Source organism: Streptococcus sp. DAT741 (assembly GCF_009866825.1).
Lineage (GTDB): Bacteria > Bacillota > Bacilli > Lactobacillales > Streptococcaceae > Streptococcus > Streptococcus ruminantium.
Genome location: NZ_CP019557.1, coordinates 987,103 through 1,013,460 on the forward strand (window position 1 = coordinate 987,103; position 26,358 = coordinate 1,013,460).

Sequence of the window (26,358 nt, forward strand, 5' to 3'; positions counted from 1 at the left end):
TTAAAGCTAGTTATACCATATAGAAAATATATTGATAAATACAAGTGAGTACTATTCTCTTTGAATAACACAATGAAATTAGTCATTGCTTGGAAAGTTTAGACTTGTAATTGATATCTATCTAATCGTCCAAAGATTGGACTGATTACAAAAAATAGGAGTTTTTATGCTCACTGAGAGAGAAAAAATGCTTGCTGGTCAGCCATATACGGCCGATGACTCAGAACTGAGACAAATGAGGATGCTGGCCCGCCAAAATATGCAAAAATTTAATAATGAATTAGACGGTGAAAAGCGTTCTGAATTGATCAAGTCTTGGTTTGGCGGGACAGGTGAACGTCTCTATATGGAACCGAATTTTTGTTGCGACTACGGAAGTAACATTCATGTTGGAGAGGATTTTTATGCTAATTTTAACTGCACCATGTTGGATGTCTGTCCGATAACAATTGGAAAGAATGCCATGATTGGTCCCAACTGCCAGTTTTTGACGCCCTTACATCCGTTGGATCCCATTGAACGCAATTCTGGTTTGGAATATGGTTCGCCGATTACTATTGGGGATAATTTCTGGGCTGGTGGTGGAGTTATCGTTCTGCCAGGAGTAACCTTGGGTGACAATGTCGTTGTTGGTGCTGGTTCCGTTGTGACCAAGTCTTTTGGTGATAATGTCGTTTTAGCGGGCAATCCTGCGCGTGTCATCAAAGAAATACCTCAAAAATAATTCTTCCATTTGGGAGAATTTTTTGTTTTCATTACGAACAATATGATTGAGGTGAATAATATGAATAACTTTGAACTATTTAAACTAAAAAAAGCTGGACTAACTAATCTCAACATCAACAAGGTCTTGGCTTATAGAGAAAAATATGGTAAACAATTGTCCATTCGGAATATTGCTGTTGTCTCAGAGTGCAAGAATCCAATTCTTTTTATGGAAAATTATAAGAGTTTAGATTTAAAAGCTTGCAGACAAGAGTTTAATAAGTACCCATCCCTATCCATCTTAGATGATAACTATCCCTTAGCATTAAAACAGATTTATAATCCACCCGTCCTCTTATTTTATCAAGGTGATTTGGAACTCTTAGACAAGCCCAAGCTAGCTGTGGTAGGGACACGAACTGCCAGTAAAAATGGTATCCAATCCGTCCGAAAGATTCTAAAAGAACTCAACAATCGCTTTGTTATTGTTAGTGGTCTAGCGAGAGGAATTGACACAGCAGCCCATATTGCCAGCCTAAAGAATGGCGGACAAACGATTGCTGTTGTTGGAGCTGGTTTGGATATAGTCTACCCAAAGGAAAATAAGGAACTACAACACTATATTGGAAAGAATCATTTACTCCTAACAGAGTACGAACCGAGTGCCAAACCTCTCAAATTTCATTTTCCAGAGCGCAATCGTATTATTGCTGGTTTGGTTGAAGGTTTGGTAGTTTGCGAAGCCAAAATGCGGTCTGGTAGTTTGATTACCTGTGAAAGAGCTTTGGAGGAAGGTAGAGAAGTTTATGCCATTCCAGGATCTATTTTAGATGGAAAATCGGATGGTTGTCACCATTTGATACAGGAAGGTGCCAAATGTATTACAAGTGGTTTGGATATCATTTCAGATTATCAATTTTAAAATAAGTTTTTTTATAGGAAAATAAAAATCTTGACACTGGTTGAAAAATAGTATATTCTTTGTGAGGTTAAAAATATTTATTAGGATAAAAGAATGGCAACAAAATCAGTGAGCAAGAAAAAGACAGCAGCCAAGAAAAATTTAGTTATTGTTGAGTCGCCAGCTAAGGCCAAGACAATAGAGAAATATCTTGGTAAAAACTATAAAGTGGTAGCTTCGGTTGGGCATATCCGTGACTTGAAAAAATCCAGTATGTCCATTGACTTTGAGAATAACTACGCACCTGAGTACATTAATATTCGTGGTAAGGGACCTTTGATCAATTCTTTGAAAAAAGAAGCTAAAAGTGCCAAGAAAGTCTTTCTTGCAAGTGACCCGGATCGAGAAGGAGAAGCTATTTCCTGGCATTTAGCCCATATTTTGGGTTTGGACGAAAACGACAAGAATCGTGTTGTCTTCAATGAGATTACCAAGGATGCGGTAAAGAATGCCTTTCAAGAACCTCGGACCATTAACTTTGATCTGGTTGATGCCCAGCAAGCTCGTCGTGTTTTGGATCGTATTGTTGGATATTCAATCTCTCCTATTCTATGGAAGAAAGTTAAGAAAGGATTGTCTGCAGGGCGCGTTCAATCTGTTGCTCTTAAACTGATTATTGATCGTGAGAATGAAATCAGTCAATTTAAGCCAGAAGAATACTGGACTATTGACGGAACCTTTAAAAAAGGTAGTGAGAAGTTTCAGGCGTCATTCTATGGTTTGGATGGTAAAAAGACTAAAATTGAGAATAACGAGCAAGTGCAGAATATTCTGTCTCGTCTCACTGGGGATGACTTCTTGGTAGAACAAGTGGAGCGTAAAGAGCGTAGACGTAATGCTCCACTTCCTTACACGACCTCAACCATGCAGATGGATGCAGCCAATAAAATCAATTTCCGTACTCGCAAGACCATGATGGTTGCTCAGCAGCTTTATGAAGGAGTCAGCTTGGGAACAGGTGGGACGCAAGGTCTGATTACCTATATGCGTACAGACTCAACTCGCATCAGTCCTGTTGCTCAGGCTCAAGCAGCGGCATTTATCACAGAACGATTTGGGGTCAAATATTCTAAACATGGGAATAAGATTAAAAATGCAAGTGGTGCTCAAGATGCCCATGAAGCTATCCGACCTTCAAATGTCAATCTAACACCAGAATCAATCGCAAAATACCTAGATAAAGACCAGCTGCGTCTCTATACGCTCATTTGGAATCGTTTTGTAGCTAGTCAGATGGCTGCCGCAGTATTTGATACCATGAGTGTACGTCTAGGACAAAATGGCGTTATCTTTGCTGCTAACGGAAGTCAAGTTAAATTTGATGGCTATATGGCAGTTTATAACGATTCTGATAAAAATAAGATGTTGCCAGATATGGAAGAAGGGGATACGGTTGTTCGCCTCTCAACAAAGCCAGAGCAACATTTTACCCAACCACCGGCTCGCTATTCTGAAGCTACCTTGATTAAAACTTTGGAAGAAAATGGAGTTGGTCGGCCGTCTACTTATGCTCCAACCATTGAAACAATCCAAAAACGCTATTATGTTAAATTGGTATCCAAACGATTCGAACCAACAGAATTGGGAGAGATTGTCAATAAGCTAATTGTTGAGTTCTTCCCAGATATTGTCAATGTTAAGTTTACAGCAGACATGGAGCAAAAGCTAGATGATGTTGAAGTTGGAAAAGAGCAGTGGCAGAAGGTTATTAACAGTTTCTACCTACCATTTAAGGTTGAATTGGCAAAAGCTGAGCAAGAAATGGAGAAAATCCAAATCAAGGATGAGCCAGCAGGCTTTGCTTGTGAAGTTTGTGGACATGAAATGGTTATCAAATTGGGACGATTTGGAAAATTCTATGCATGTAGTAACTTTCCAGATTGTCGCAATACCAAGCAAATTACAAAAGAAATTGGGGTAACTTGCCCCATCTGCCAAAAAGGACAAGTCATTGAGCGTAAGAGCAAACGCAATCGTCTCTTTTATGGCTGTGACCGTTATCCGGAGTGCGAATTTACTTCGTGGGATAAACCAGTAGGCCGTTCTTGTCCAAAATGTGATCATCATCTTGTAGAAAAGAAAGTTCGTGGTGGTGGCAAACAAGTTGTTTGTCCTAACGGAGATTACGAAGAGGAGAAAGTCAAATAATCAGTGTTTGGGACAAAAAGATTTTCAATTTTGCAAATCTCAAATATCAAGTCCTTTAGATTTATAATTAAGTCAAAAAGCGAACAAACCGATATTCTGATTGTCAGAAAACTAGTTTTGTTCGCTTTTTATATATGAGGTCGGACTATTGTTCCAACCTCTTTCAAATTTTTAAAAAAATGAGAAAAAATTCTTGCTTTATTTGAAATACTGTGGTATGATTATTTAAGTTTGAAAAAACTGACCTAAGACAGTAGGGGAGCTAGACTCGTAAACATCCTACCGAGGCACAAAACGATTATTGATATAAACGTATTTGTACTTTCGTGTCTGGGTTTGGATGCGATTTTTTTGTGTCCAACCAAAATAAAAACGGAGGTAAAGAAATGAGTGAAGCTATTATCGCTAAAAAAGCGGAATTAGTAAATGCCGTTGCTGAGCAAATGAAAGCTGCAACATCTATCGTTGTTGTAGATGCTCGTGGTTTGACAGTTGAACAAGATACAGTTCTTCGTCGTAACTTGCGTGGTGCAGAAGTTGAGTACAAAGTTATCAAAAACTCAATCTTGCGTCGTGCTGCTGAGCAAGCTGGTCTTGAAGGTCTTACAGAATTGTTTGTAGGTCCATCTGCAGTTGCATTCTCAAATGATGCAGTTGCTCCAGCCAAAACAATTTATGATTTCGCAAAAACTGCTGATGCTCTTGAAATCAAGGGTGGTGCTGTAGAAGGTAAAGTTTCTTCTAAAGAAGAAATTGAAGCACTTGCTACATTGCCAAACCGCGAAGGCATGCTTTCTATGTTGCTTTCTGTACTTCAAGCGCCAGTTCGCAACGTTGCATACGCTGTTAAAGCTGTTGCAGAAAAAGAAGACGCTGCTTAATGTGTCAGAGTGTGGCTGCTTAGTGCTACAAACGAATTAAAAAACCTAAATTGGAGGAAAATCACAATGGCATTGAACATTGAAAATATTATTGCTGAAATTAAAGAAGCTACTATCCTTGAGCTTAACGACCTTGTTAAAGCTATCGAAGAGGAATTTGGTGTAACTGCGGCTGCTCCTGTAGCTGTTGCTGCGGTTGGTGGTGCTGCAGAAGAAACTAAAGACTCATTTGACGTAGAATTGACATCTGCTGGCGATAAAAAAGTTGGCGTTATCAAGGTTGTACGTGAAATCACTGGTCTTGGTCTTAAAGAAGCTAAAGAACTTGTTGACGGTGCACCAGCGCTTGTTAAAGAAGGTGTTGCAACAGCTGAAGCTGAAGAAATCAAAGCTAAATTGGAAGAAGCTGGCGCTTCAGTTACTCTTAAATAATAGAGTATCGCAATTTGAGAGCGATAAGCGATTGATAGAAACTGATAAATTGATTTGGTTTCCTGCCAAAAATCCTGCCAAAAAATCTTTGGCAGGATTTTTGTTTTATATAGATTTATTACCTATGTTGCTGAGAATGTAACCTAATTGATTATGTATTAAGAAAGGTATTTCATTTTAAAAAATGTTGGAAAAATCAACAATTTTTGATCATTTTTTGCTATAATGTAGAAAACCAACAGGAGACTGAACATGAATAAGCGTGAGAGATTAGATGAAATTACACGTCTGGTGAATAAAAAAGGGACTGTACGAATATCAGAAATTGTCGAATTATTGAATGTGACAGATATGACTGTCCGCAGAGATTTTGTCGAATTGGAAGAACAGGGAGTATTGACCAAGATACACGGGGGAGCTAGAAGCAATAAGGCCTTTCAGTATCGCGAATATTCCCATTCTGAAAAGCATATCCAGAATAAGAGAGCAAAGCAAGATATTGCAGAGAGAGCAGCTCAACTGATTGAAGATGGTGATACCGTATTTCTAGGTCCAGGGACAACGGTTGCTTTCTTAGCAGAAGCTATAAGGAATACACATCTGACAGTCATTACCAACTGTATGCCGGTCTTTACAATTCTTTCTCAAAAGAAAACAGATGATTTTCATGTTTTTCTACTCGGTGGAGAATACAGACAAGTGACGGAATCGTTTGTGGGAGAAATCACAAATACAAGCTTAGAAAAAATGCGATTCAGCAAAATCTTCTTTTCAGGAAATGGGCTCAAAGGAAGAGATGTCATGACATCCACTCTAGCAGAAGCCTATACTCAGGATTTAGCAATCAAACATTCTGTTGAAAAATATTTATTGCTTGATTCCTCAAAAATCGGAAAAGATGATTTTACAGTATTTTGTGATTTGAAGGATGTAACAGCCATCATCACAGATGTAAAAACTGGTGATGAAAACCACCAATTGCTTGAAAACTACATTGAAGTCATTAACGAATCAGACTAGATTGGAATGCCAATATATAAAATGTTGGCTTTTTGTTTTGTTTTTTTAAAAAAAATAACATTTTTTGCACAAAATAGTTGACTTTCTGTTTGATTAGCTATATAATTTAAACATAAAAAGTGAAAACGCTTTTAAAAAATGTAAAATCAATTAACTTTCTATTATGTTAGGAGATACGTTATGACAATTATTATCGGTGCTGATCCAGCAGGTGCTCAACTAAAGGAAGTCATTAGGCAGTATTTAGCTGAAAAATCATATGACTTTAAAGATGTCAGTGATGGAAGTGATTTTGTAGACACAACACTTGCTGTCGTTGCAGAAGTCAACAAAAATCAAGAAAATCTGGGAATCGTAATTGATGCTTACGGAGTTGGACCATTTATGACAGCAACAAAGGTAAAAGGTATGATTGCTGCAGAGGTTTCTGATGAACGCTCAGCCTATATGACAAGAGGACATAATAATGCTCGCATAATCACCATCGGGAGTGAGATTGTCGGAGCGGGTATTGCTAAAAATATCGTTAGGGGATTTGTTGAAGGGAAGTATGATGGTGGTCGCCACCAAATTCGTGTCGATATGTTAAATAAAATGTGCTAATAGTTTAGAATAAAGGAGCCTAATGATATGAAAATTGCAATCGGATGCGACCATATTGTCACTTATGAAAAAATAGCTGTTGTAGATTATTTGAAGAATCAAGGGTATGAGGTATTAGATTTTGGAACATATGACAATGTTCGTACCCATTATCCAATCTATGGTAAAAAGGTTGGTGAAGCTGTTACCAGTGGGCAAGCAGATTTGGGGATCTGTATCTGTGGAACTGGTGTAGGAATCAACAATGCTGTAAATAAAGTTCCGGGTGTACGTTCTGCTCTTGTTCGTGATATGACTTCTGCCTTATATGCTAAGGAAGAATTGAATGCGAATGTTATCGGTTTTGGCGGAAAAATTACAGGTCAATTGCTCATGTGCGATATTATAGAAGCTTTTATTAAGGCAGAATACAAACCGACTGAGGAAAACAAACGCTTAATTGAAAAAATTACAGCTGTAGAAACAGCCAATCAGGAGCAAGCTCATCCAGAATTTTTCAATGAGTTTCTTGAAAAATGGAATCGTGGGGAATATCATGATTAGGAGGGGCTTATGATAGTAACGATTACCTTGAATCCGTCTGTTGATATTTCTTATCACCTAGATTCATTTCATTTTGATAGGGTAAATAGAGTAGAAAAAGTCCGAAAAACTGCTGGTGGCAAGGGACTCAATGTGACTCGTGTTCTTCATCAAATTGGCGGAGAGGTAGTAGCAACAGGATTTGTTGGTGGGCAACTAGGAAATTATTTAAAGCAAGATTTAACAATAAAAGGTATCGAACATTCATTCGTTGAGATTGAAGGTGAGACTCGAAATTGTATTGCTATCCTCCACGGTGGTCAGCAGACTGAACTGTTGGAACAAGGGCCAACTATTCACGGGCATGAATCCTTAAATTTCATTCACCACTTGGAAACTTTATTAAAAAATAATGCTGAGCTTGTGGTTATCTCTGGAAGCCTACCTAAAGGATTGCCTGTTCATTTTTACGTAAAGGTGATGGAGATTTGTCAGAGATATAATGTAAAAGTGGTTTTGGATTGTTCAGGTGAACCACTGAAGAAAGTACTGACAAGTGCTAGTAAGCCAGTGGTCATTAAACCTAATATCGAAGAACTTTCTCAACTCATTGGAATAGAGGTAACCAACAATATTGAACAATTGAAAACAGTTTTATCAGAGAAGCTGTTTGAGGGAATTGAATGGATAATTGTTTCCTTAGGAGCACAAGGTGCTTTTGCCAAGCACAATGATACATTTTACCAAGTCAAAATACCTAAAATTCGTGTCGTGAATCCAGTAGGATCAGGAGATTCCACTGTAGCTGGAATTGCAGCGAGTTTAGTACACAACTCATCGGATGTTGAATTATTAAAGAATGCGAATGTTCTGGGGATGCTGAATGCTCAAGAAGAACAAACAGGCTATGTTAATACAAGTAACTCGGAGTCTTTATTGTCTCAAATTACAGTAACGGAGGTTTAATGATGATAGTATCAACTGATAAAAGAAAACAGATGGATAAGGTAAGCAATGAAATGGGCGTTATCTCTGCCTTAGCCTTTGACCAACGTGGCGCTCTTAAAAAGATGATGGCTAAGTACCAAGCTGAGGAGCCAACCACAGAACAAATAGAAGATTTGAAGGCGCTTGTTTCTGAAGAATTGACACACTATTCTTCCTCCATTCTTTTGGATCCTGAGTTTGGACTTCCTGCTTCTCGTGTTCGTAATAAAGAATGCGGATTGCTGTTAGCCTATGAAAAAACAGGGTACGATACAAATTCAACTAGCCGTCTTCCAGATTGTTTGGTAGAATGGTCTGTCAAACGCTTAAAAGAGGAAGGAGCAGATGCTATCAAGTTCTTACTCTACTATGATGTGGATGGAGATCCTTATGTTAACCTTCAGAAACATGCCTACATTGAACGCATTGGTGCGGAGTGTCAAGCTGAGGGGCTTCCTTTCTTCCTAGAAATCCTAAGCTATGATGAAACCATTGCAGATAATGCAAGCCTAGAATTTGCCAAGGTAAAGCCTCATAAGGTAAATGGTGCAATGAAAGTTTTCTCTTCTGAGCGTTTTGGTGTTGATGTCCTGAAAGTGGAAGTTCCTGTCAATATGAATTTTGTAGAAGGCTTTGGAGATGGGGAGGTTGCCTATACGAAAGAAGAGGCTGCCGAATATTTCCGTCAACAAGAAGAAGCAACTCAGCTACCATATATCTATCTCAGCGCAGGAGTATCTGCTAAGCTCTTCCAAGATACACTAGTATTCGCCCATGAATCTGGAGCCAAATTCAACGGTGTCTTGTGTGGACGTGCAACTTGGGCAGGAGTTGTTCCAGTATATATTGAACAAGGAGAAGAGGCAGCACGTGAATGGTTGCGGACAACTGGACGTGAAAACATTGAAGGACTGGATGCTGTTTTGTCCAAAACTGCAACTTCTTGGATGGAAAAATCATCATTTTTCTTTAAGTAAGGGTTTACATTTTCCAAGAATGTGCTATAATGAGTTTAATTAGTAAGAATAAGGTGGATTGTAACTAATTCGATTAGGCAAGACTGCAAATGGATTAGAGAATAGTGCATTCTCGGTTTGTTTGTAGTCTTTTTTGCTTCATAAATGTAGGAGGGAAGTATGTTTAGAATTATACAGCCGCTAAATAATAATGCCGCTCTGGTAAAAAATGAAAGTGGCGAACAGGCAGTTGTGATGGGATTAGGGATAACCTTTCAGAAGAAAAAAGGAGATCTCATTGCCAAAGATAAAATAGAAAATATTTTTTCATTGAAAAATGATGAAGCCAAGGAAAATTTTTTAACCTTGTTAAAAGATATTCCTCTCGATTTTATCTCTATAACTTACGCTGTCATTAGCCACCTAGTATCTACTTATCATTATCCTGTTCAAGAGTACCTATATGTGACATTAACCGATCATATTTACTGTTCTTATCAAGCCCTATTGAAAAATACTTATCAGGAGAGCAGGTTACCAGATATATCATCTGAATATCAACTAGAATATCAGATGGCACGAGAAGCTTTGCAGCTATTTCGTGATAAGTTGTCAGAAGATTTTCCGGATGACGAAATTGGAAGAATTGCCCTACATCTTATCAATGCCAAAGGAGAAACAATCTATCATACAACTGAAGAATACGACATCAGCAAAAAGATAATGACAGAAGTTGAGCGAACCCTTTTTGACAACGGTATAAAGAGAACGAAAGAAAATAGTAACTTTTACGATCGCTTTATGATTCATCTATCTTATTTTTTAAATTACTTAGATCGTCCCGAACAATCAAATGATTCCATCACTACCTTAGAGAGCTATATCAAGCTACATAATCCTAAGGCCTATCAGATAGGGGATCATATTTTTGAGATGATTAGAAATCTGGTGAGAGAGCCAGTTAATGATAGTGAGCGTTTTTATATTGTATTGCATATTCAACGTTTGTTATAAGTTTCGCTCCACATAAATCAAATATAAAAACTTGTTGACTAAAAACACCTACTCCTTGTAGAGAGATTTTTTGAATTTGATGTTTATTGAGTATCACTATAAAAAATAGAGGAGGTCCATATTATGAATAGGGAAGAAATGACGTTACTGGGCTTTGAGATTGTGTCTTATGCAGGAGATGCTAGGTCAAAGCTTATGAATGCTTTGACTGCTGCGCAGGAAGGGGATTTTTCCAAAGCTGAGGCACTCGTTCAAGCAGCAAATACATGTATTGTTGAGGCCCATAATGCCCAAACCAGTCTGTTACAAAAAGAAGCAGCGAGGGAAGATTTAGCTTTTAGTGTCACATTGATGCACGGTCAAGATCATCTCATGACAACATTGCTCTTAAAAGATATGATGAGCCACATGATTGAACTATACAGAAGGGGTAATTTATAATGAATACTTTGATCAATGCCTTAGAAAAACAAAAACCGTTATTTGAGAAAATTTCTCGGAATATTTATCTTCGCGCTATTCGTGATGGTTTTATTGCCAGCATGCCTGTCATTCTTTTCTCTAGTATTTTCCTTTTGATTGCTTTTGTTCCAAATATTTTTGGATTTACTTGGAGTAATGAAGCTGTTGCTCTGTTGATGAAGCCTTACAACTACACCATGGGAGTTGTTGCTTTGCTTGTGACTGGAACAACAGCCAAGTCATTGACAGACTCTGTTAACCGTGGTATGGAAAGCACAAATCAAATCAACTACATGTCCACCATGTTGGCTTCTATTACAGGCTTCTTATTGTTGGCTTCAGACTCGATTGAGGGGGGCTTTGCTAATGGATTCCTAGGTACTAAGGGGCTGTTATCTGCCTTTCTTGCGGCTTTTATTACAGTTACGATTTACAAAATTTGTGTTAAAAACAATGTCACCATCCGTATGCCAGCAGAGGTGCCACCGAACATCTCTCAAGTCTTCAAGGATTTGTTCCCATTCTCTTTCTCAATCTTTGCTCTTTATGGTTTAGATTTACTTGTCCGTAATACCATTGGGACAAGTGTTGCTGAAGCTATCGGTACGCTTCTTGCGCCACTCTTTACGGCTGCAGATGGTTATCTAGGTATTACTATTATCTTTGGAGCCTATGCTCTCTTCTGGTTTGTTGGTATCCATGGTCCATCAATTGTTGAGCCAGCGATTGCTGCTATTACTTATGCAAACATTGAAACCAACTTACAATTACTTCAAGCAGGTCAACATGCTGATAAAGTTTTGACTTCAGGGACACAAATGTTTATCGTTACCATGGGTGGTACTGGAGCTACCTTGGTAGTGCCATTCATGTTCATGTGGTTGACAAAATCAAAACGCAATCAGGCGATTGGGCGGGCATCAGTTGTTCCTACTTTCTTCGGTGTCAATGAACCAATTTTGTTTGGTGCGCCACTCGTTCTGAACCCGATTTTCTTTGTGCCATTTATCTTGACACCAATTGTAAATGTTTGGATCTTCAAATTCTTTGTAGATACCTTGGGTATGAACAGTTTCTCAGTAAACCTTCCTTGGACTACTCCAGGGCCTTTGGGTATTGTTATGGGAACCCAGTTTGCAGCCCTATCATTTGTTCTTGCAGCCTTGCTTATTGTTGTTGACGTTGCCATCTACTACCCATTCTTGAAAGTGTATGATGATCAAATTTTAGCAGAAGAAATTGCTGGAAAAACCAACGATAGCTTAAAAGAAAAAGTTGCTGCAAACTTTAATACAGCTAAAGCAGACGCTATTCTTGAAAAAGCTGGTGTGACAGAAAAAACATCCGAAACAGAACTCACTGAGCAAACCAATGTCCTCGTCCTTTGTGCGGGTGGTGGTACCAGCGGTCTCCTTGCTAATGCTTTGAACAAGGCTGCAAAAGAGTATGGCGCTCCAGTAACGGCAGCTGCGGGCAGCTACGGTGCTCACCGTGAAATTTTACCACAGTATCAATTGGTTATTCTTGCTCCTCAGGTTGCATCTAACTATGAGGATATCAAGGTCGAAACGGATAAACTTGGTATTAAATTGGCTAAGACTGAAGGCGCTCAATACATTGGTTTGACCCGTGATGGTCAAGGTTCACTTGAATTTGTTAAGCAACAATTTGATAATTAAATAATACGAAATGGAAGGTTGGGGGAGCTCAGCCTTCTCTTTTGCTTAGAAGAATTAGTTTTAGAAGAGGAACATGATGACAAAAACATTGCCAAAAGACTTTATTTTCGGTGGAGCGACAGCTGCTTACCAAGCAGAAGGTGCAACAAAAACAGATGGTAAGGGACCGGTTGCCTGGGATAAATACCTAGAGGAAAATTATTGGTACACAGCAGAGCCAGCAAGTGATTTTTATAACCGTTATCCAGTTGATTTAAAATTAGCAGAAGAGTTTGGTGTCAATGGCATTCGGATTTCAATTGCTTGGTCACGCATTTTTCCAACTGGGTTTGGCGAGGTCAATCCCAAAGGTGTTGCATACTATCACAAGCTTTTTGCAGAATGCCATAAACGTGGGGTAGAGCCATTCGTCACACTGCACCATTTTGACACGCCAGAAGCCCTGCATTCAAACGGTGACTTCTTGAACCGTGACAATATTGACCACTTTGTGAATTACGCAGCTTTTTGCTTTGAAGAATTTCCAGAGGTTAATTATTGGACAACCTTCAATGAAATTGGTCCAATTGGTGATGGACAATACCTGGTTGGAAAATTCCCTCCGGGTATTCAATATGATTTGGCTAAGGTTTTCCAATCTCACCATAACATGATGGTATCACATGCTCGTGCTGTTAAGCTTTATAAAGACAAGGGGTATGCAGGAGAAATCGGTGTGGTGCATGCTCTACCAACTAAATATCCCTATGATCCTGAAAGTTCAGGTGATGTCCGTGCAGCAGAACTAGAAGATATTATCCATAATAAGTTTATTTTAGATGCAACCTACTTGGGGCATTATTCTGAAAAAACTATGGAAGGTGTTCATCATATTTTAGCAATGAACGGTGGTGAGTTAGACCTTCGAGATGAAGATTTTTCAATTTTGGAAGCAGCTAAAGATCTTAATGATTTTTTAGGCATCAATTACTATATGAGTGATTGGATGCGTGCCTTTGATGGAGAAACAGAAATTATTCATAATGGTAAGGGGGAAAAAGGAAGCTCTAAATATCAAATTAAGGGAGTAGGTCGTCAAGAAGCACCTCTAAATATCCCTAAAACAGATTGGGATTGGATAATCTATCCACAAGGTTTGTATGACCAGATCATGCGCGTCAAAACAGACTATCCAAACTATAAAAAAATCTACATCACTGAGAATGGTCTCGGATATAAGGATGAATTTGTAGATGGCACGGTCTATGATGACGGTCGTATTGATTATGTGAAGAAACATCTTGAAATTATTTCTGATGCGATTGCGGATGGTGCGAATGTCAAAGGATACTTCATTTGGTCTCTTATGGATGTTTTCTCGTGGTCTAATGGATATGAGAAGCGTTATGGTCTTTTCTATGTTGATTTTGAAACGCAGGAGCGTTATCCAAAGAAAAGTGCTTACTGGTATAAAAAAGTGTCTGAAAGCCAACTCATTTGTTAAGAGAGGACAGAGCTGGTAAGTTACAAACTCTCAAAGAACTGCTTTCATTTCAAATAAAGTAGTTCTTTTTATTTTCAGACAATTTTTGGTATACTGGATAAGTATTACATAAAGAAAGGTTCTGTTTTGGGGTTACCCTATGGGGATTTGATAGTGTGCCGCTGAATTGTGTCTACATTTCATTTTCACTAAGTAATTGTCCCAGACAGTAGTCAGAGAGTATCTGACTAGAGGTATTAGTCTATTGTCTCAATCAACTGCAAAATATATCAATGTTATTGGAGCTGGTTTAGCCGGTTCTGAAGCTGCTTACCAGATTGCCAAGCGGGGCATTCCTGTGAAATTATACGAAATGCGTGGGAGCAAATCGACTCCCCAGCATAAGACAGATAAGTTTGCGGAGCTGGTTTGTTCCAATTCTTTTCGTGGTGATAGCTTGACCAATGCGGTCGGTCTCCTCAAGGAAGAAATGCGCCGTTTAGATTCGCTGATTATGCGAGCTGGCGAAGCTCACCGTGTGCCCGCTGGTGGTGCTATGGCTATGGACAGGGAAAATTTTTCGCAAGCTGTCACAGATGAAATTTACAATCATCCACTGATTGAGGTAATTCGTGAAGAAATTACGGATATTCCTAAAGAGGCTATTACGGTGATTGCAACAGGTCCATTGACTTCAGATGCTTTGGCGGAAAAAATTCATGCTCTCAATGGTGGTGAAGGCTTTTATTTCTACGACGCAGCAGCTCCGATTGTTGATAGCTCAACTATTAACATGGATTTGGTTTATCTCAAATCTCGCTACGATAAGGGAGAAGCTGCTTATCTCAATGCACCGATGAACAAGGAACAGTTCACCGCCTTTTATGAAGCCTTGATTTCCGCCGAAGAAGCACCACTTAACTCCTTTGAAAAAGAAAAATACTTTGAAGGTTGTATGCCGATTGAAGTTATGGCTAAGCGAGGAATTAAAACCATGCTTTATGGACCAATGAAACCGGTTGGCCTAGAATATCCAGAAGATTATAAGGGGCCGCGTGATGGGGAATATAAAACACCGTATGCTGTTGTCCAGCTCCGTCAGGATAATGCTGCTGGCAGTCTCTACAATATCGTTGGTTTCCAAACTCACCTTAAATGGGGTGAGCAAAAGCGGGTCTTTCAGATGATTCCAGGACTTGAAAATGCAGAATTTGTTCGTTACGGTGTTATGCACCGCAATTCTTATATGGATTCGCCAAATTTATTGGATCAGACCTTTGCGACTCGTAAGAACCCAAATCTCTTTTTTGCTGGTCAAATGACTGGAGTAGAGGGCTATGTTGAATCTGCGGCTTCTGGCTTAGTAGCTGGTATCAATGCTGTCCGTCGTTTCCTAGGTGAAGAACCTGTCATCTTCCCCCAAACCACAGCTATTGGGGCTCTGCCTTTCTATATCACCCATACCGAAAGCAAACACTTCCAGCCTATGAATGTTAATTTTGGCATTATCAAGGAGTTAGATGGACCTCGTATTCGTGATAAGAAAGAGCGCTATGAGGCAATAGCAGAGCGTTCCCTCAAGGACTTAGAAGAATTTTTGACTTACTGATATTGGTTGAAACCTTTTCCTGTCAGATGAGAACTTCACACACTTGTCTAATAATTGACATCTAAGTTTGCGGTTTTATTCATGTTTTGACAATGATACCAAGGCAATGGATAACTAGTTTTAAAGAAAAAATATACTGATTTAAGGACACCTTCGGGTGTCTTTTATTATGGCTTCGAGCCAGTTTTTCCCGTAGAGAAAAACAAGAAAACCACCAGCTATGCCGGTGGCTGACAAGGCTTTGAGTTTCCATTTCTTTTTCCTGATATAATCTAATTGTTCAGGTTAGATAAGAGGAAAAAGAAATGGCTAAAACCAGTTACAGTTTATCACATACTAAATGGATGTGCAAATATCATATAGTTTTCATACCTAAGTATAGTAGAAAATCTATCTACTACAAAATAAGACAAGACTTGATTGATATTTTCCGTCATCTATGCAAATATAAAGTATAAGTATGGAAATCGAAAGTTTTGGGCAAGGGGTTACTACGTCAGTACAGTCGGATTAAATGAAAAAACTGTTGCGAAGTACATTCGCAAACAGGAGAAAGACGACATTACACTTGATAAATTGAGTGTGAAAGAATACGAAGATCCCTTTAGGGATAGTGGCAAGTAATACTAACGCCTCTTTAAGAGGCGAGTGACGAGTCAAAAGCGGTTAGGCTTGAACAAAGTGAAAGCCAGCGTCTTTAGGCGCTGGCTGGTGATGTGGGCTTATAGCCGGTGTACAAGCCACCCGTTTTCACGGGTGGTTATGACTCTGCCAGTTTTGATCAACTTTTGCTCGGTTATGAAAAAAAGGCCAACCCTTTCTTTGATCCTAGCTATATTCGGAAAATTTATACCCTGACTGGTATTATAAAACCGACAGTCTTTTACAAGGGACGACTGGTAGCTACTTGGCGATGAGATAGGGGAAGGATTGTATTGGATATTTTTGAAGATCTGACCAATCAGGAGAAGAAAGAGATTGAATCCTACCGCCATATCTATGAAGAGGAGCTACGTGACTAGAGAATTTTGTTCGTAAAATCCGAAAATTACGAACGAATAACTAAATTTTCTGAATATTCCGCAAAAACTATGATATAATACTTAGAATAACACCGAGAAAAGGATTGTATATGAATAAGTCTTATTTTTACCTAGATGTAAAGTCACATGACTTAACCGTCCCTTTTACAGGAAGAAAACGCCGTGTGCGAGTATTGTTACCCAAAGGATATGAAGAGGATAAGGAAATGAGTTATCCAGTTGTTTATTTCCATGATGGACAAAATGTTCTCTATAGCAAGGAAGCTTTTTCAGGGCATTCTTGGAAGATTATTCCAGCAATTAAGAGAAATCCTGATATTACTAAAATGATTGTTGTTGCAATTGATAATGATGGTGCAGAGAGGATGCATGAGTACGCAGCATGGAAATTTAGTGAGATGGGGATTCCTGGTATTCAATTTGGTGGCAAAGGAACCTTATATGCAGAGTTTATCATGGATGTCGTGAAGCCATTCATTGACCGATACTATCGTACTAAGTCAGACAAGGAACATACGGCCATGATTGGTTCATCTCTCGGAGGCAATATTACCCAATTTATGGGATTAGCGTATCAAGATAAGATTGGCTGTCTGGGTGTTTTCTCATCCGCAAACTGGCTTCACCAAGCTGCATTTGATCGCTATATTGAGCGGAAACAACTTGATCCAGACCAACGTATCTACATCTATGTCGGTACAGAAGAAGCAGATGATACAGATAAGACCCTAATGGCTGGAAATATCAAACAGGCCTATATCAATTCATCTCTGACCTACTATCGTCAATTGGTAGCAGGTGGTGCTAAACTGGATCATTTAAAATTGGAAGTTATTTCTGGAGCTGTTCATAATGAAGAAGCTTGGGCAGCTTATTTGCCAGAATGTTTGCGTTTTTTAAGTGAAAAATGGTAGAAAGAAGGTAACAAGCTATGCATGTAGAATTTTTAAGCCACTGGTCAGGAAATCTTGGTCGTGAGATGCATGTCAATCGTTATGGTCATGCAGGAATTCCAGTTGTTGTTTTTGCTTCATCAGGTGGTTCCTACAATGAATATGCTGATTTTGGTATGATTGAAGCCTGTCGCGGCTCGATAGAAGCAGGGCATGTGCAATTTTTCACACTTACTAGCTATGATAAAGAAAGCTGGCTAGCTGATTGGAAATCTATTCATGATAAGGCTCAGGCACACCGTGCCTATGAACACTATGTAATTGAAGAGGCTATTCCTTTCATTAAACACAAAAGCGGTTGGTTTGATGGGATGATGGCAACTGGTTGTTCCATGGGAGCCTATCACGCGCTTAATTTTTTCCTTCAGCATCCAGATGTTTTCAATAAGGTGATTGCGCTATCGGGAATCTATGATGTACGGTATTTTAATCATAATCAGGACTATGGTCACGACGATGTTGTCTACCAAAATTCTCCGATAGACTATATTTGGAATCAAAATGATGGTTGGTTTATTGATCATTATCGCCGGGCGGATATTATTGTCTGCACTGGTTTGGGAGATTGGGAGCGAGATGGCTTAGAATCATTTTATCATCTTAAACGTGCTTTTGAAGAGAAGAATATTCCAGCTTGGTTTGATACATGGGGAACAGACGTAGCCCATGATTGGGCTTGGTGGAGAAAGCAAATGCCTTTCTTTCTTCACACACTAGGTTTGTAAGAAAGGAGACTCATTATGAATTATCTTGTCATTTCCCCTTTTTATCCAGAAAATTTTCAGCCCTTTACGATCGAGCTATCTAAGAAGGAAGGAGTTACGGTTCTCGGTATTGGTCAAGAGCCGTACGACCAACTTTCTGAGGAGCTCCGCAATGCCCTAACAGAATATTTTCGTGTTGAAAATCTTGAAAATTTAGATGAAGTGAAACGAGCTGCTGCCTTTTTGATATATAAACATGGTCCAATTGATCGTGTTGAATCACACAATGAATATTGGCTAGAATTGGATGCCAGTCTTCGCGAACAGTTTCATATCTTTGGCGCCAAACCTAATCATCTTAAAAAGACAAAACTCAAATCTGAGATGAAGAAATACTTCACAAAAGCTGGAGTACCAGTTGTACCGGGAATGGTTATCAAGACCGAAAAAGATATTGAGAAAGCTGTGAAAAAAATCGGCTTTCCAATGATTGCTAAACCTGATAATGGCGTAGGGGCATCAGGGACTTTCAAATTAACTCAAAAAGCTGATTTGGAAACTTTTAGGGCTACTTGGGATGGCCAGACAATCTATTTCTTCGAGAAATTTGTCAATTCAAGTATGATTACGACCTATGATGGTTTGGTTGATAGCAAAGGAAATATCGTTTTTGAAACAAGTCTAACCTATGTTCATACACCTTTTGAATTGTTGCAAAGTAAAAAAGATAACGCTTATTATATCGAAAAGGAATTGGATCCAAGGTTGGTAGCCTATGGTAGGGCCATTATGAAGACTTTCGGAATGAAAGAACGCTTTTTTCACATTGAGTTTTTTAAAGATGGTAATGACTACATTGCAATTGAGTATAACAATCGTATAGCTGGTGGTTTCACAGTAGAAGCATATAATTATGCTCATTCGATTGATCTTTTCCGTGATTATGCCAATGTAGTGACTGGGGGTGCCGTTGAAGAACGTCATTTTGCACCGCAATATTGTTTGGTGGTAACCCGTCGCGATACAACCAATTATGTCCACCCAGTTGATGAGCTTCGTAATCGCTACACCGATAAACTAAAAGCAATAAAACGTATGCCAGATGCTTTTGCAGGATTGCAAGGCAATGATGCCTATTTACTTGTAACAGATAGCAAAGAAGTACTTGACGATATGATTGCCTTCATTGGTGAAGTAAAATAAGATACCCAAAGACACTTGGCAGTGTCTTTTTTGCTTCCCTTACAAAGCTGTAAGTTTGCGGATTAGAATTGTAAGAGTAGGAACTTCCAAAAAGTTTATAATAAAATCAAACATTAAGGAAAGAGAGGAATGAGCTATGTTATTCAAATTTTTACGAGTAAAACAAGAGCGAAAGCAAGACTTTACCGAGAAGGAAAAAGTAGCAATGATGAAACAGATTGAGTTTCTAAAAGATATTTCTCAAGATTTGCAAACCATTCGATTTATGGCATACTAAATGGAGGGAATATGAAAAAGAAGATACTAGGCCTGATCGCTATAAGCAGTTTCGTCTTTACTTCTTGCTCCTCATCCTCGGCTGGAATTAGTTTTAATGAGACATACCAAATCTTCCATTACAAGGGCAAAAACTATGCTATTACCAAACAAAGAGTAAAGGGAGATTCTATTCGGACAGCAGAAACCAGATTTATGGAGTGGCCTGTTGTCAAAGAGAAAGGAAGAGTAAAAGAAACAGTTTCCCTTAATAACCTCTACGTGACAAGTAGTGACCAGTGGGTAATCGGTATTCAGGGACACTATTATAAAGTGGAACTTGCGAGTAGAGTTGCCGAGTCAGATCGTATTGATTACCAAAAAGTGCTAGATGAAGTTGATAGTCAAAATTATTTAAAAGATTAGAGCGATAGAATCGTTATGGTATCTATAGCAGAAATTGTAGTTCTGACCATTATTGCTTATCAGGAAAAAAGAAGTAAGAAAAAATAAAAGAAAGGAATTGAATACAGCTAGCAAATCTAGAATTGAGATAAACAGGTTGTGTGTAAACACGCTTTGCCAATATTTCAAAATGTTGCTAGGTTGTTGTTCGAAAGAGTATAAGTAAGTATGTTATTAGAAATCAATCATTTAGAAAAAATCTACCGCACACGTTTTTCAAAAGAGGAGACACGTGCCCTTCAAGATGTGGATTTTAAGGTAGAAGAAGGCGAGTTTATCGCCATTATGGGTGAAAGTGGATCAGGTAAAACGACCTTGCTCAATATTTTGGCGACTTTGGACAAGCCAACTAGGGGGTCGGTTATCTTGAACAATCAGGACATTACGAAAATCAAAGAGGGGAAGTTAGCAGATTTTCGCTTGCGCAATCTAGGTTTTGTATTCCAAGATTTTAATCTTTTGGACACTCTATCCGTTCAAGACAATATCTTTCTACCTTTGGTGTTGGCGCGTGAGAGTCACAAAGAAATGGACAAACGATTGGTGGCACTAGCTCCAAAACTTCGTATTCAAGATTTGTTGAAAAAACGTCCTTTTGAGCTATCGGGTGGGCAAAAGCAGCGCGTGGCTATTGCACGAAGCCTGATTACCCAGCCGCAGATCGTCCTAGCTGATGAGCCAACTGCTGCCTTAGATTACCGCAATTCAGAAGACTTACTCAGTCTCTTTGAACAGATCAATGAAGGTGGGCAGACTATCCTTATGGTCACTCACTCAGCCAATGCTGCCAGTCATGCCAAGCGAGTTCTCTTTATCAAAGATGGACGCATTTTCCATCAGCTCTATAAGGCGGGTAAGAACAATCAAGATTTTTCAAGGGAAATCTCACTCAATATGTCTGCCCTGCTAGGAGGTGAGTAGATGTTTTATTTCAAACTCGCCCAGCAAAATATCCGCAAATCCATTAGTGTATTTGCTCCCTTTGTTCTAGCTAGTTTAGTCCTATATACCATCATTTGTTCTATGTTTCTACTCATGTTGAGTCCTGTCATGGAATCCATGAAAACTGGTGGTATTGCCCTCGGACTTGGTTTAGTCGTTTTGACTATTTTCTCACTGATTATGGAAATTTATAGTTTTAATTTCCTTATGAAGCAACGAGCCAGAGAATTTGGTCTTTACAATATGTTGGGAATGAACAAGAAAAAAGTTTCATTGATTGCTAGCCTAGAGCTCATCATGATCTTCTTAATCATTGTTCTGATTGGATCTATCCTTAGTAGTATCTTTTCCAATGTTCTTTATTTGATCTTTGTTAATTTGCTAAAATACTCTGATTTACATTTTAGCACTGCTCCGTTGGCCTTTGTCATGACTGCTCTTCTTTTTGCGGGTATTTTCCTCTTCTTAGAATTACTTGCTATTCGGAATATCAGCAAGACCAGCCCTCTCATTCTCTTTAGAGCTAGTGAGAAAGGAGAGAAGGAGCCTAGGGGAAATATTCTTTTGGCAGTTTTGGGAGTCTTAGCTCTGGGAATAGGGTATTATCTCTCATTATCTTCTAAAGTACAGGGTGTTGGGGTTATCTATCGCTTCTTTATAGCTGCGCTTTGTGTCATTGCCGGTACCTATCTTTTCTACATTAGTTTTATAGCTTGGTATTTAAAAGCACGCAGAAAAAATAAAGGTTATTTTTACACCCCAGAACATTTCGTCACGACTTCACAGATGATTTTTCGGATGAAGCAACATGCGACAGGTCTTGCTAATATCACTCTTTTAGCGGTGATGGCTTTTGTAACCATTGCTACAACGAGTTCACTCTATGCCGGTACTTCAGGTATTGTAAACACTCTTTATCCAAAGGAATCCTCTATTTCCCTCCGTACTTCGGATCGCCAAACAGGTAAGCAAACCTTGCAGGATGTGGTACTTAGCCATTTTCCAGGAGAAAGAGTAGAGGATCATCTGACCTATTTGACCTATGATACTGCAATCCAATATGATAGCGGGGAAAAACTTGTCATCAATTCTGAAACTGTATCCAGTCCTGATTTTACAAAGATGTTTTATGTTTGCTTTATAACACAAGATGACTTTAGAGGATTGGGAAATAAGTTGCCAACATTGGCAGCCAATCAAGTCGCCTTTTTCCAACCAGGTAAAAAATATCCTTTAAAAACACTATCCATAGGTGATAAAATCCTTGAAAATGTGATTAGTCTGGATAAGGCGACCTTTCCAGATAGTGTCAGTACTATCAATCGTGCAGTCATTATAGTGAGTGATGATAAGGCTCTATTAAATATTCGTGATTATTATGAAGCGAATCACCCTAAAGGGTATCCCACAAGCTTGAACTATCGGGTTTTCATGGATTTGACCCAAGAACAGGTAGAGAGTATCGGTGAAATGATAGGAAATATGTTCATACTTTCTGATTCAACTGGTGAAAGAATCGGTACAATCATCCAGAAAGCAGATTTTCAAAACACAATGTTAGGCTTTACCGGGGGCTTCCTTTTTACAGGTTTCTTGTTAGGGATTAGTTTCCTTCTTGGTGCGGCTTTGATTATTTACTACAAGCAGTATTCTGAAGGATACGAAGATAAAAAATCCTATAAGATCTTGCAGGAAGTGGGCATGAGTCAGCAATCTGTCAAGAAAACCATCAATTCGCAAATACTGTTGGTCTTCTTTATGCCACTGGCTATAGCTACTCTACATTTCCTCGTTTCACTGGTTATGCTCAGACAAATGTTACTGATGTTTGGAGGAACCTCCTCCACCGTAATCTACACTGCCAGTGGGGTCACTCTAATCTTTATTGCTTTCATCTACTTTATCATTTATAAATGGACCAGTAGAACGTATTACCGGATTATTGAGCGGTAGGAGTAGAGCCGAGAAGTGATTAGTGATTGTACTAGACTGGAAGTTTGGGTTGAAAATAATTGACACATAGTAGTCAAATCAACCAATGTTTCTTAGGTTGTTGATCACTATAAGGAAGTAAGACTGGGGTCACCTCCAGTCTTTTTATACTAGAAGAAAGGCGGAAACTTTGATAAAATAAAGCTATGAAGAAAGAAACGATTTATATTGTAGAAGATGACGAAATGATTGTGCAGCTCTTGACACAGCATTTGGGGAAATCTTATCGAGTTGAGAGCGTACAAAATTTTCGAGCAGTTAGTCAGGAAGTAGCAGAACTCCAGCCAAACTTGATTCTGATGGATATTAACCTACCATATTACAATGGGTTTTATTGGACGACTGAAATTCGTAAGACTATGACCATGCCAATTATTTTCATTTCCTCCAGTGATGATGAGATGAATGCTGTAATGGCTATGAATATGGGCGGTGATGATTTTGTGTCTAAACCTTTTTCATTAGGCATTTTGGATGCCAAAATTGGAGCCTTTCTTCGTCGAGTCAATCAATTCAATAAAACAATGCAGCTAGAGCTTGATCATTACCTCTTGAGCTTGGATGGCTATTTTTCCAATGAATCGGACAAGGTTCATCTCTCTCCAACAGAAACCAAGATTTTAACGACCCTGTTACATCAGCAGGGACAAATCGTTCGTAAGGAGGATTTACTGGAAAAGCTCTGGGAAAATGAGGAATTTATTGATCAAAATACGCTCAATGTCAATATGACCCGACTGCGTAAAAAAGTCAGTGAATTAGGTTTTAACCGTATTCATACGGTTCGTGGTGTGGGGTATATTGTCAAATGATGATTGCATTTATTCGAGAATACCGGAGCTTGTATTTTTCTTACGTAGTTTTGGCAAGTAGTTTTATTTTACTTTTTTTCCTCTATCGCCTACCTGTAGAATTTTTGGGACATGCTCTGATGTTGTCTGTGACACTCCTTATCATCTTGACAATTGGGCTATATTGGAAATTTTACAAACGCATGAAAGCCCTAGAGGATTATGTGGATGAAAAGGACCTGCCCTTGCTCAACAAACCAATAGATTTGACCTACCTGCATTTAATTGAGTTGGAAAAACAAGCTACACGTGAACAACTTTTGGAATACAAGTCCAGAGAAGAAGATCTACAAGCTATGGTTAAAATGTGGTCCCATCAGATGAAAGTCCCCTTAGCAGCTCTGTCCTTGATGAGCCAGACCAGGAATTTAAAGCAGCAAGATGTCAATTACCAGCTTATGCGTCTGGACAATTATATGGGGAATCTTCTTAACTATCTCAAATTAACCAATCATAATAGTGATTTTCGTTTTGAGCAAATAGAAGTGAGAGAAGTAGTGATTGATGTAGTCAAAAAATACCGCAATCAGTTTTTACAAAAGGAAATAACTGTGAGCATAGATGGTACATGGATGTTGAAAACGGATAGAAAGTGGTTGAGCTTTGCTCTTTCACAGATTATTGACAATGCTCTCAAGTACAGCAAGTCAGGGGGCAGTGTGACAGTCATCTTAAATCAAGGAATTTCAATCAAAGATACAGGAATTGGCATATTACCTGAAGACATCCCAAGACTGTGCGACGAGGGATTTACAGGTTATAACGGGCGTGAACATCAGAAAGCGACTGGCTTCGGACTTTACTTGACCAAGCGGGTTCTGACACAATTAGAGTTGGATATGCGGATAGAAAGCCAAGTGGAAATTGGAACAGAGGTAGTTATCAATAAGCGGAGAGACTAGCCTATTTCTCCTCTTTTTTGAAAACGTTTTTAAAATATGTTATACTCAATCTAGTTTGATTTAGGAGGAAACTATGTCACATCATGTTTTACAGAATGGGTCAGATATTCGAGGAATTGCTATTGCAACTGATGAATACGCTGTCAATCTAACAACTCAAGCGACCCAAAATATTGTCCGTGGTCTCATTCATTGGTTGATTCAGGATCCCGAATTAGCCCAAACCTACCAGCAAGGTCAACTGACAATAGGTATTGGTCGGGACAGTCGTTTAAGTGGCCCTGATTTAGTATCAACTTTTACGGAAGAAGCTGTTCGCCTTGGAATTCAGATGATTGATTTTGGCATTGCCACTACACCCGCTCTCTTCATGAGTACTCAGTATCCGCAGTTCAAGTGTCATGCTGGTGTGATGATTACCGCCAGTCACCTGCCGTATTATTTTAATGGTATTAAGATTTTTTCAGCAAATGGCGGAGCAGAACACGATGATATTGACTTTATCCTCTCGCACTATGAAGACTTGCCAAGTTCACGCTTGGGAAGTGTGACTCAAGCAGATTTGATGACACCTTACGCTCAAGATCTAGTCACAAAAATCCGTCAGGCATGCAAGGGGCAGGAAAAACCATTAAGCGGTTTGAAGATTATTGTTGATGCTGGAAATGGAGCTGGAGGATTCTTTGCGGGAAAAGTTTTAGCAGAACTAGGAGCAGACACGACAGGGTCGCAATTTCTTGATCCAGATGGAACCTTCCCGAATCACATTCCCAATCCTGATAATAAAGAGGCAATGGAAAGCATTCGCCAGGCTGTCTTGAAACAGGGAGCAGATTTGGGCATTATTTTTGATACAGATGTTGACCGTGCAGCTCTTGTAACCAAGTCTGGCTCCATTCTCAACCGCAACAACCTGATTGCTGTTCTCAGCCAGATTATTCTAGCTGAACACCCGGGGACTAGTATTGTGACAAACTCTCCAACAACCGAACACCTAAAAGTGTTTATTGAAGGTCTTGGCGGCAAGCAAATCCGCTATATTTCAGGTTACCGCAATGTCATCAATAAAGCCCTTGAAACGAATAAGGCTGGTATCGACTGTCAGTTGGCGATCGAGACTTCTGGACATGCAGCATTCAAAGAAAATTATTTTCTTGATGACGGTACCTATGTCGCAGCAAAAATTCTCATGTTATTGCCAAAGCTCCAAGCGCAAGGGCAGTCTTTGGACGATTTGATTGCTCAGCTCAAGCAACCTGTAGAAACTCAGGAGGTTCGATTTAAGTTAGAATCACCAGATTACCGCAAACTTGGTGAGCAGGTAATCGCTGCTCTTCGTCAAACTCAGTTTGAAGGTTTTACTTTTAACCCAGAAAACGAAGAAGGAGTACGCTTTGATTTGACTGCTCCTTATGGCGAAGGCTGGTTATTGTTGCGAATGAGTCTGCATGAGCCATTATTGGTCTTACAGGTTGAAAATGATCAAGCAGGTCACATTCCAGCTGTTTTACAGACTATCTCTACTTTTTTAGATAAATATCCAACTGTCAATCAAGAAAAGTTGAAGGAATTGATGTAGTTAATTCGATAGTCTAAAAAATAAAAAT

Annotated in this window: 26 protein-coding genes, 1 pseudogene and 1 other annotated feature; all 27 genes and pseudogenes read left to right on the top strand. The window is 39.1% G+C overall.

Going from position 1 to position 26,358, the window contains the following annotated elements; translation table 11 throughout:
- The first annotated feature begins 166 nt into the window (after positions 1 to 166).
- On the top strand, positions 167 to 724 hold the full coding sequence (locus BZG42_RS04775) for a sugar O-acetyltransferase (protein WP_155964182.1): 558 nt from the start codon (positions 167 to 169) through the stop codon (positions 722 to 724).
- A 60-nt stretch (positions 725 to 784) separates the two neighbouring features.
- On the top strand, positions 785 to 1,627 hold the full coding sequence (gene dprA / locus BZG42_RS04780) for a DNA-processing protein DprA (protein ID WP_155996437.1): 843 nt from the start codon (positions 785 to 787) through the stop codon (positions 1,625 to 1,627).
- Between the two features lie 93 nt (positions 1,628 to 1,720).
- A complete protein-coding gene (gene topA / locus BZG42_RS04785; RefSeq protein WP_155996435.1) occupies positions 1,721 to 3,814 on the top strand; it encodes a type I DNA topoisomerase in 2,094 nt (697 codons plus the stop codon).
- 226 nt (positions 3,815 to 4,040) lie between these two features.
- Positions 4,041 to 4,175, top strand: a sequence feature (ribosomal protein L10 leader region).
- Positions 4,176 to 4,200: 25 nt separating this feature from the next.
- Positions 4,201 to 4,695 (top strand): 50S ribosomal protein L10, encoded by a 495-nt coding sequence (rplJ, locus tag BZG42_RS04790; RefSeq protein ID WP_024532817.1) that lies wholly within the window; start codon positions 4,201 to 4,203, stop codon positions 4,693 to 4,695.
- A 66-nt stretch (positions 4,696 to 4,761) separates the two neighbouring features.
- Complete coding sequence (rplL, locus tag BZG42_RS04795; RefSeq protein ID WP_024532818.1) at positions 4,762 to 5,127, top strand: 50S ribosomal protein L7/L12; 366 nt, start codon at positions 4,762 to 4,764, stop codon at positions 5,125 to 5,127.
- 252 nt (positions 5,128 to 5,379) lie between these two features.
- Positions 5,380 to 6,147, top strand: a complete 768-nt coding sequence (locus BZG42_RS04805) for a DeoR/GlpR family DNA-binding transcription regulator (RefSeq protein WP_024532819.1) — start codon at positions 5,380 to 5,382, stop codon at positions 6,145 to 6,147.
- A 180-nt stretch (positions 6,148 to 6,327) separates the two neighbouring features.
- Positions 6,328 to 6,750, top strand: coding sequence for a galactose-6-phosphate isomerase subunit LacA (lacA, locus tag BZG42_RS04810; RefSeq protein WP_155996431.1), 423 nt, complete (start codon positions 6,328 to 6,330; stop codon positions 6,748 to 6,750).
- Between the two features lie 27 nt (positions 6,751 to 6,777).
- A complete protein-coding gene (gene lacB / locus BZG42_RS04815; RefSeq protein ID WP_024532821.1) occupies positions 6,778 to 7,293 on the top strand; it encodes a galactose-6-phosphate isomerase subunit LacB in 516 nt (171 codons plus the stop codon).
- A gap of 9 nt (positions 7,294 to 7,302) precedes the next feature.
- Entirely contained in the window at positions 7,303 to 8,238 is a 936-nt protein-coding gene (locus BZG42_RS04820) for a tagatose-6-phosphate kinase (RefSeq protein WP_155996429.1), read from the top strand.
- Between the two features lie 2 nt (positions 8,239 to 8,240).
- Positions 8,241 to 9,236, top strand: coding sequence for a tagatose-bisphosphate aldolase (gene lacD / locus BZG42_RS04825; RefSeq protein WP_156009098.1), 996 nt, complete (start codon positions 8,241 to 8,243; stop codon positions 9,234 to 9,236).
- 159 nt (positions 9,237 to 9,395) lie between these two features.
- The gene (locus BZG42_RS04830; RefSeq protein WP_120171687.1) at positions 9,396 to 10,229 is read left to right on the top strand and encodes a PRD domain-containing protein; all 834 of its coding nucleotides are present in this window, start codon (positions 9,396 to 9,398) and stop codon (positions 10,227 to 10,229) included.
- A 123-nt stretch (positions 10,230 to 10,352) separates the two neighbouring features.
- Positions 10,353 to 10,670, top strand: coding sequence for a PTS lactose/cellobiose transporter subunit IIA (locus BZG42_RS04835; protein ID WP_024532825.1), 318 nt, complete (start codon positions 10,353 to 10,355; stop codon positions 10,668 to 10,670).
- A complete protein-coding gene (locus BZG42_RS04840) occupies positions 10,670 to 12,370 on the top strand; it encodes a lactose-specific PTS transporter subunit EIIC (protein WP_155996427.1) in 1,701 nt (566 codons plus the stop codon). Before BZG42_RS04835 ends, BZG42_RS04840 begins: the two co-directional genes overlap by 1 nt.
- Before the next feature lie 76 nt (positions 12,371 to 12,446).
- Positions 12,447 to 13,853, top strand: a complete 1,407-nt coding sequence (lacG, locus tag BZG42_RS04845; protein ID WP_156094553.1) for a 6-phospho-beta-galactosidase — start codon at positions 12,447 to 12,449, stop codon at positions 13,851 to 13,853.
- 244 nt (positions 13,854 to 14,097) lie between these two features.
- Positions 14,098 to 15,441 carry a methylenetetrahydrofolate--tRNA-(uracil(54)-C(5))-methyltransferase (FADH(2)-oxidizing) TrmFO gene (gene trmFO / locus BZG42_RS04850; protein ID WP_155962013.1) on the top strand — a complete coding sequence of 448 codons (1,344 nt, stop codon included), beginning with the start codon at positions 14,098 to 14,100 and terminating at the stop codon, positions 15,439 to 15,441.
- Between the two features lie 305 nt (positions 15,442 to 15,746).
- A pseudogene (locus tag BZG42_RS04855) lies at positions 15,747 to 16,065 on the top strand (transposase).
- A 107-nt stretch (positions 16,066 to 16,172) separates the two neighbouring features.
- Positions 16,173 to 16,358 carry a DNA glycosylase AlkZ-like family protein gene (locus BZG42_RS10100; RefSeq protein ID WP_227984874.1) on the top strand — a complete coding sequence of 62 codons (186 nt, stop codon included), beginning with the start codon at positions 16,173 to 16,175 and terminating at the stop codon, positions 16,356 to 16,358.
- Positions 16,359 to 16,573: 215 nt separating this feature from the next.
- The gene (locus tag BZG42_RS04865) at positions 16,574 to 17,398 is read left to right on the top strand and encodes an alpha/beta hydrolase (protein WP_024532754.1); all 825 of its coding nucleotides are present in this window, start codon (positions 16,574 to 16,576) and stop codon (positions 17,396 to 17,398) included.
- Between the two features lie 17 nt (positions 17,399 to 17,415).
- Positions 17,416 to 18,162 (top strand): esterase family protein, encoded by a 747-nt coding sequence (locus BZG42_RS04870; protein ID WP_024532753.1) that lies wholly within the window; start codon positions 17,416 to 17,418, stop codon positions 18,160 to 18,162.
- Between the two features lie 15 nt (positions 18,163 to 18,177).
- Positions 18,178 to 19,344: an ATP-grasp domain-containing protein gene (locus BZG42_RS04875; protein WP_155965527.1), complete on the top strand. Its 1,167-nt coding sequence runs from the start codon at positions 18,178 to 18,180 to the stop codon at positions 19,342 to 19,344.
- A gap of 136 nt (positions 19,345 to 19,480) precedes the next feature.
- Positions 19,481 to 19,621: a hypothetical protein gene (locus BZG42_RS09950; protein ID WP_032537914.1), complete on the top strand. Its 141-nt coding sequence runs from the start codon at positions 19,481 to 19,483 to the stop codon at positions 19,619 to 19,621.
- Between the two features lie 11 nt (positions 19,622 to 19,632).
- On the top strand, positions 19,633 to 20,025 hold the full coding sequence (locus BZG42_RS04880) for a NisI/SpaI family lantibiotic immunity lipoprotein (RefSeq protein ID WP_155996425.1): 393 nt from the start codon (positions 19,633 to 19,635) through the stop codon (positions 20,023 to 20,025).
- A gap of 207 nt (positions 20,026 to 20,232) precedes the next feature.
- On the top strand, positions 20,233 to 20,985 hold the full coding sequence (locus BZG42_RS04885) for an ABC transporter ATP-binding protein (RefSeq protein ID WP_024532751.1): 753 nt from the start codon (positions 20,233 to 20,235) through the stop codon (positions 20,983 to 20,985).
- The gene (locus BZG42_RS04890; protein WP_155996423.1) at positions 20,986 to 22,959 is read left to right on the top strand and encodes an ABC transporter permease; all 1,974 of its coding nucleotides are present in this window, start codon (positions 20,986 to 20,988) and stop codon (positions 22,957 to 22,959) included.
- A gap of 185 nt (positions 22,960 to 23,144) precedes the next feature.
- A complete protein-coding gene (locus BZG42_RS04895) occupies positions 23,145 to 23,810 on the top strand; it encodes a DNA-binding response regulator (protein ID WP_120171695.1) in 666 nt (221 codons plus the stop codon).
- Positions 23,807 to 24,751 (top strand): sensor histidine kinase, encoded by a 945-nt coding sequence (locus BZG42_RS04900; protein WP_155996421.1) that lies wholly within the window; start codon positions 23,807 to 23,809, stop codon positions 24,749 to 24,751. Before BZG42_RS04895 ends, BZG42_RS04900 begins: the two co-directional genes overlap by 4 nt.
- A gap of 73 nt (positions 24,752 to 24,824) precedes the next feature.
- Positions 24,825 to 26,330, top strand: coding sequence for a phosphoglucomutase (locus BZG42_RS04905; RefSeq protein WP_024532747.1), 1,506 nt, complete (start codon positions 24,825 to 24,827; stop codon positions 26,328 to 26,330).
- The last annotated feature ends 28 nt before the right edge of the window (positions 26,331 to 26,358 follow it).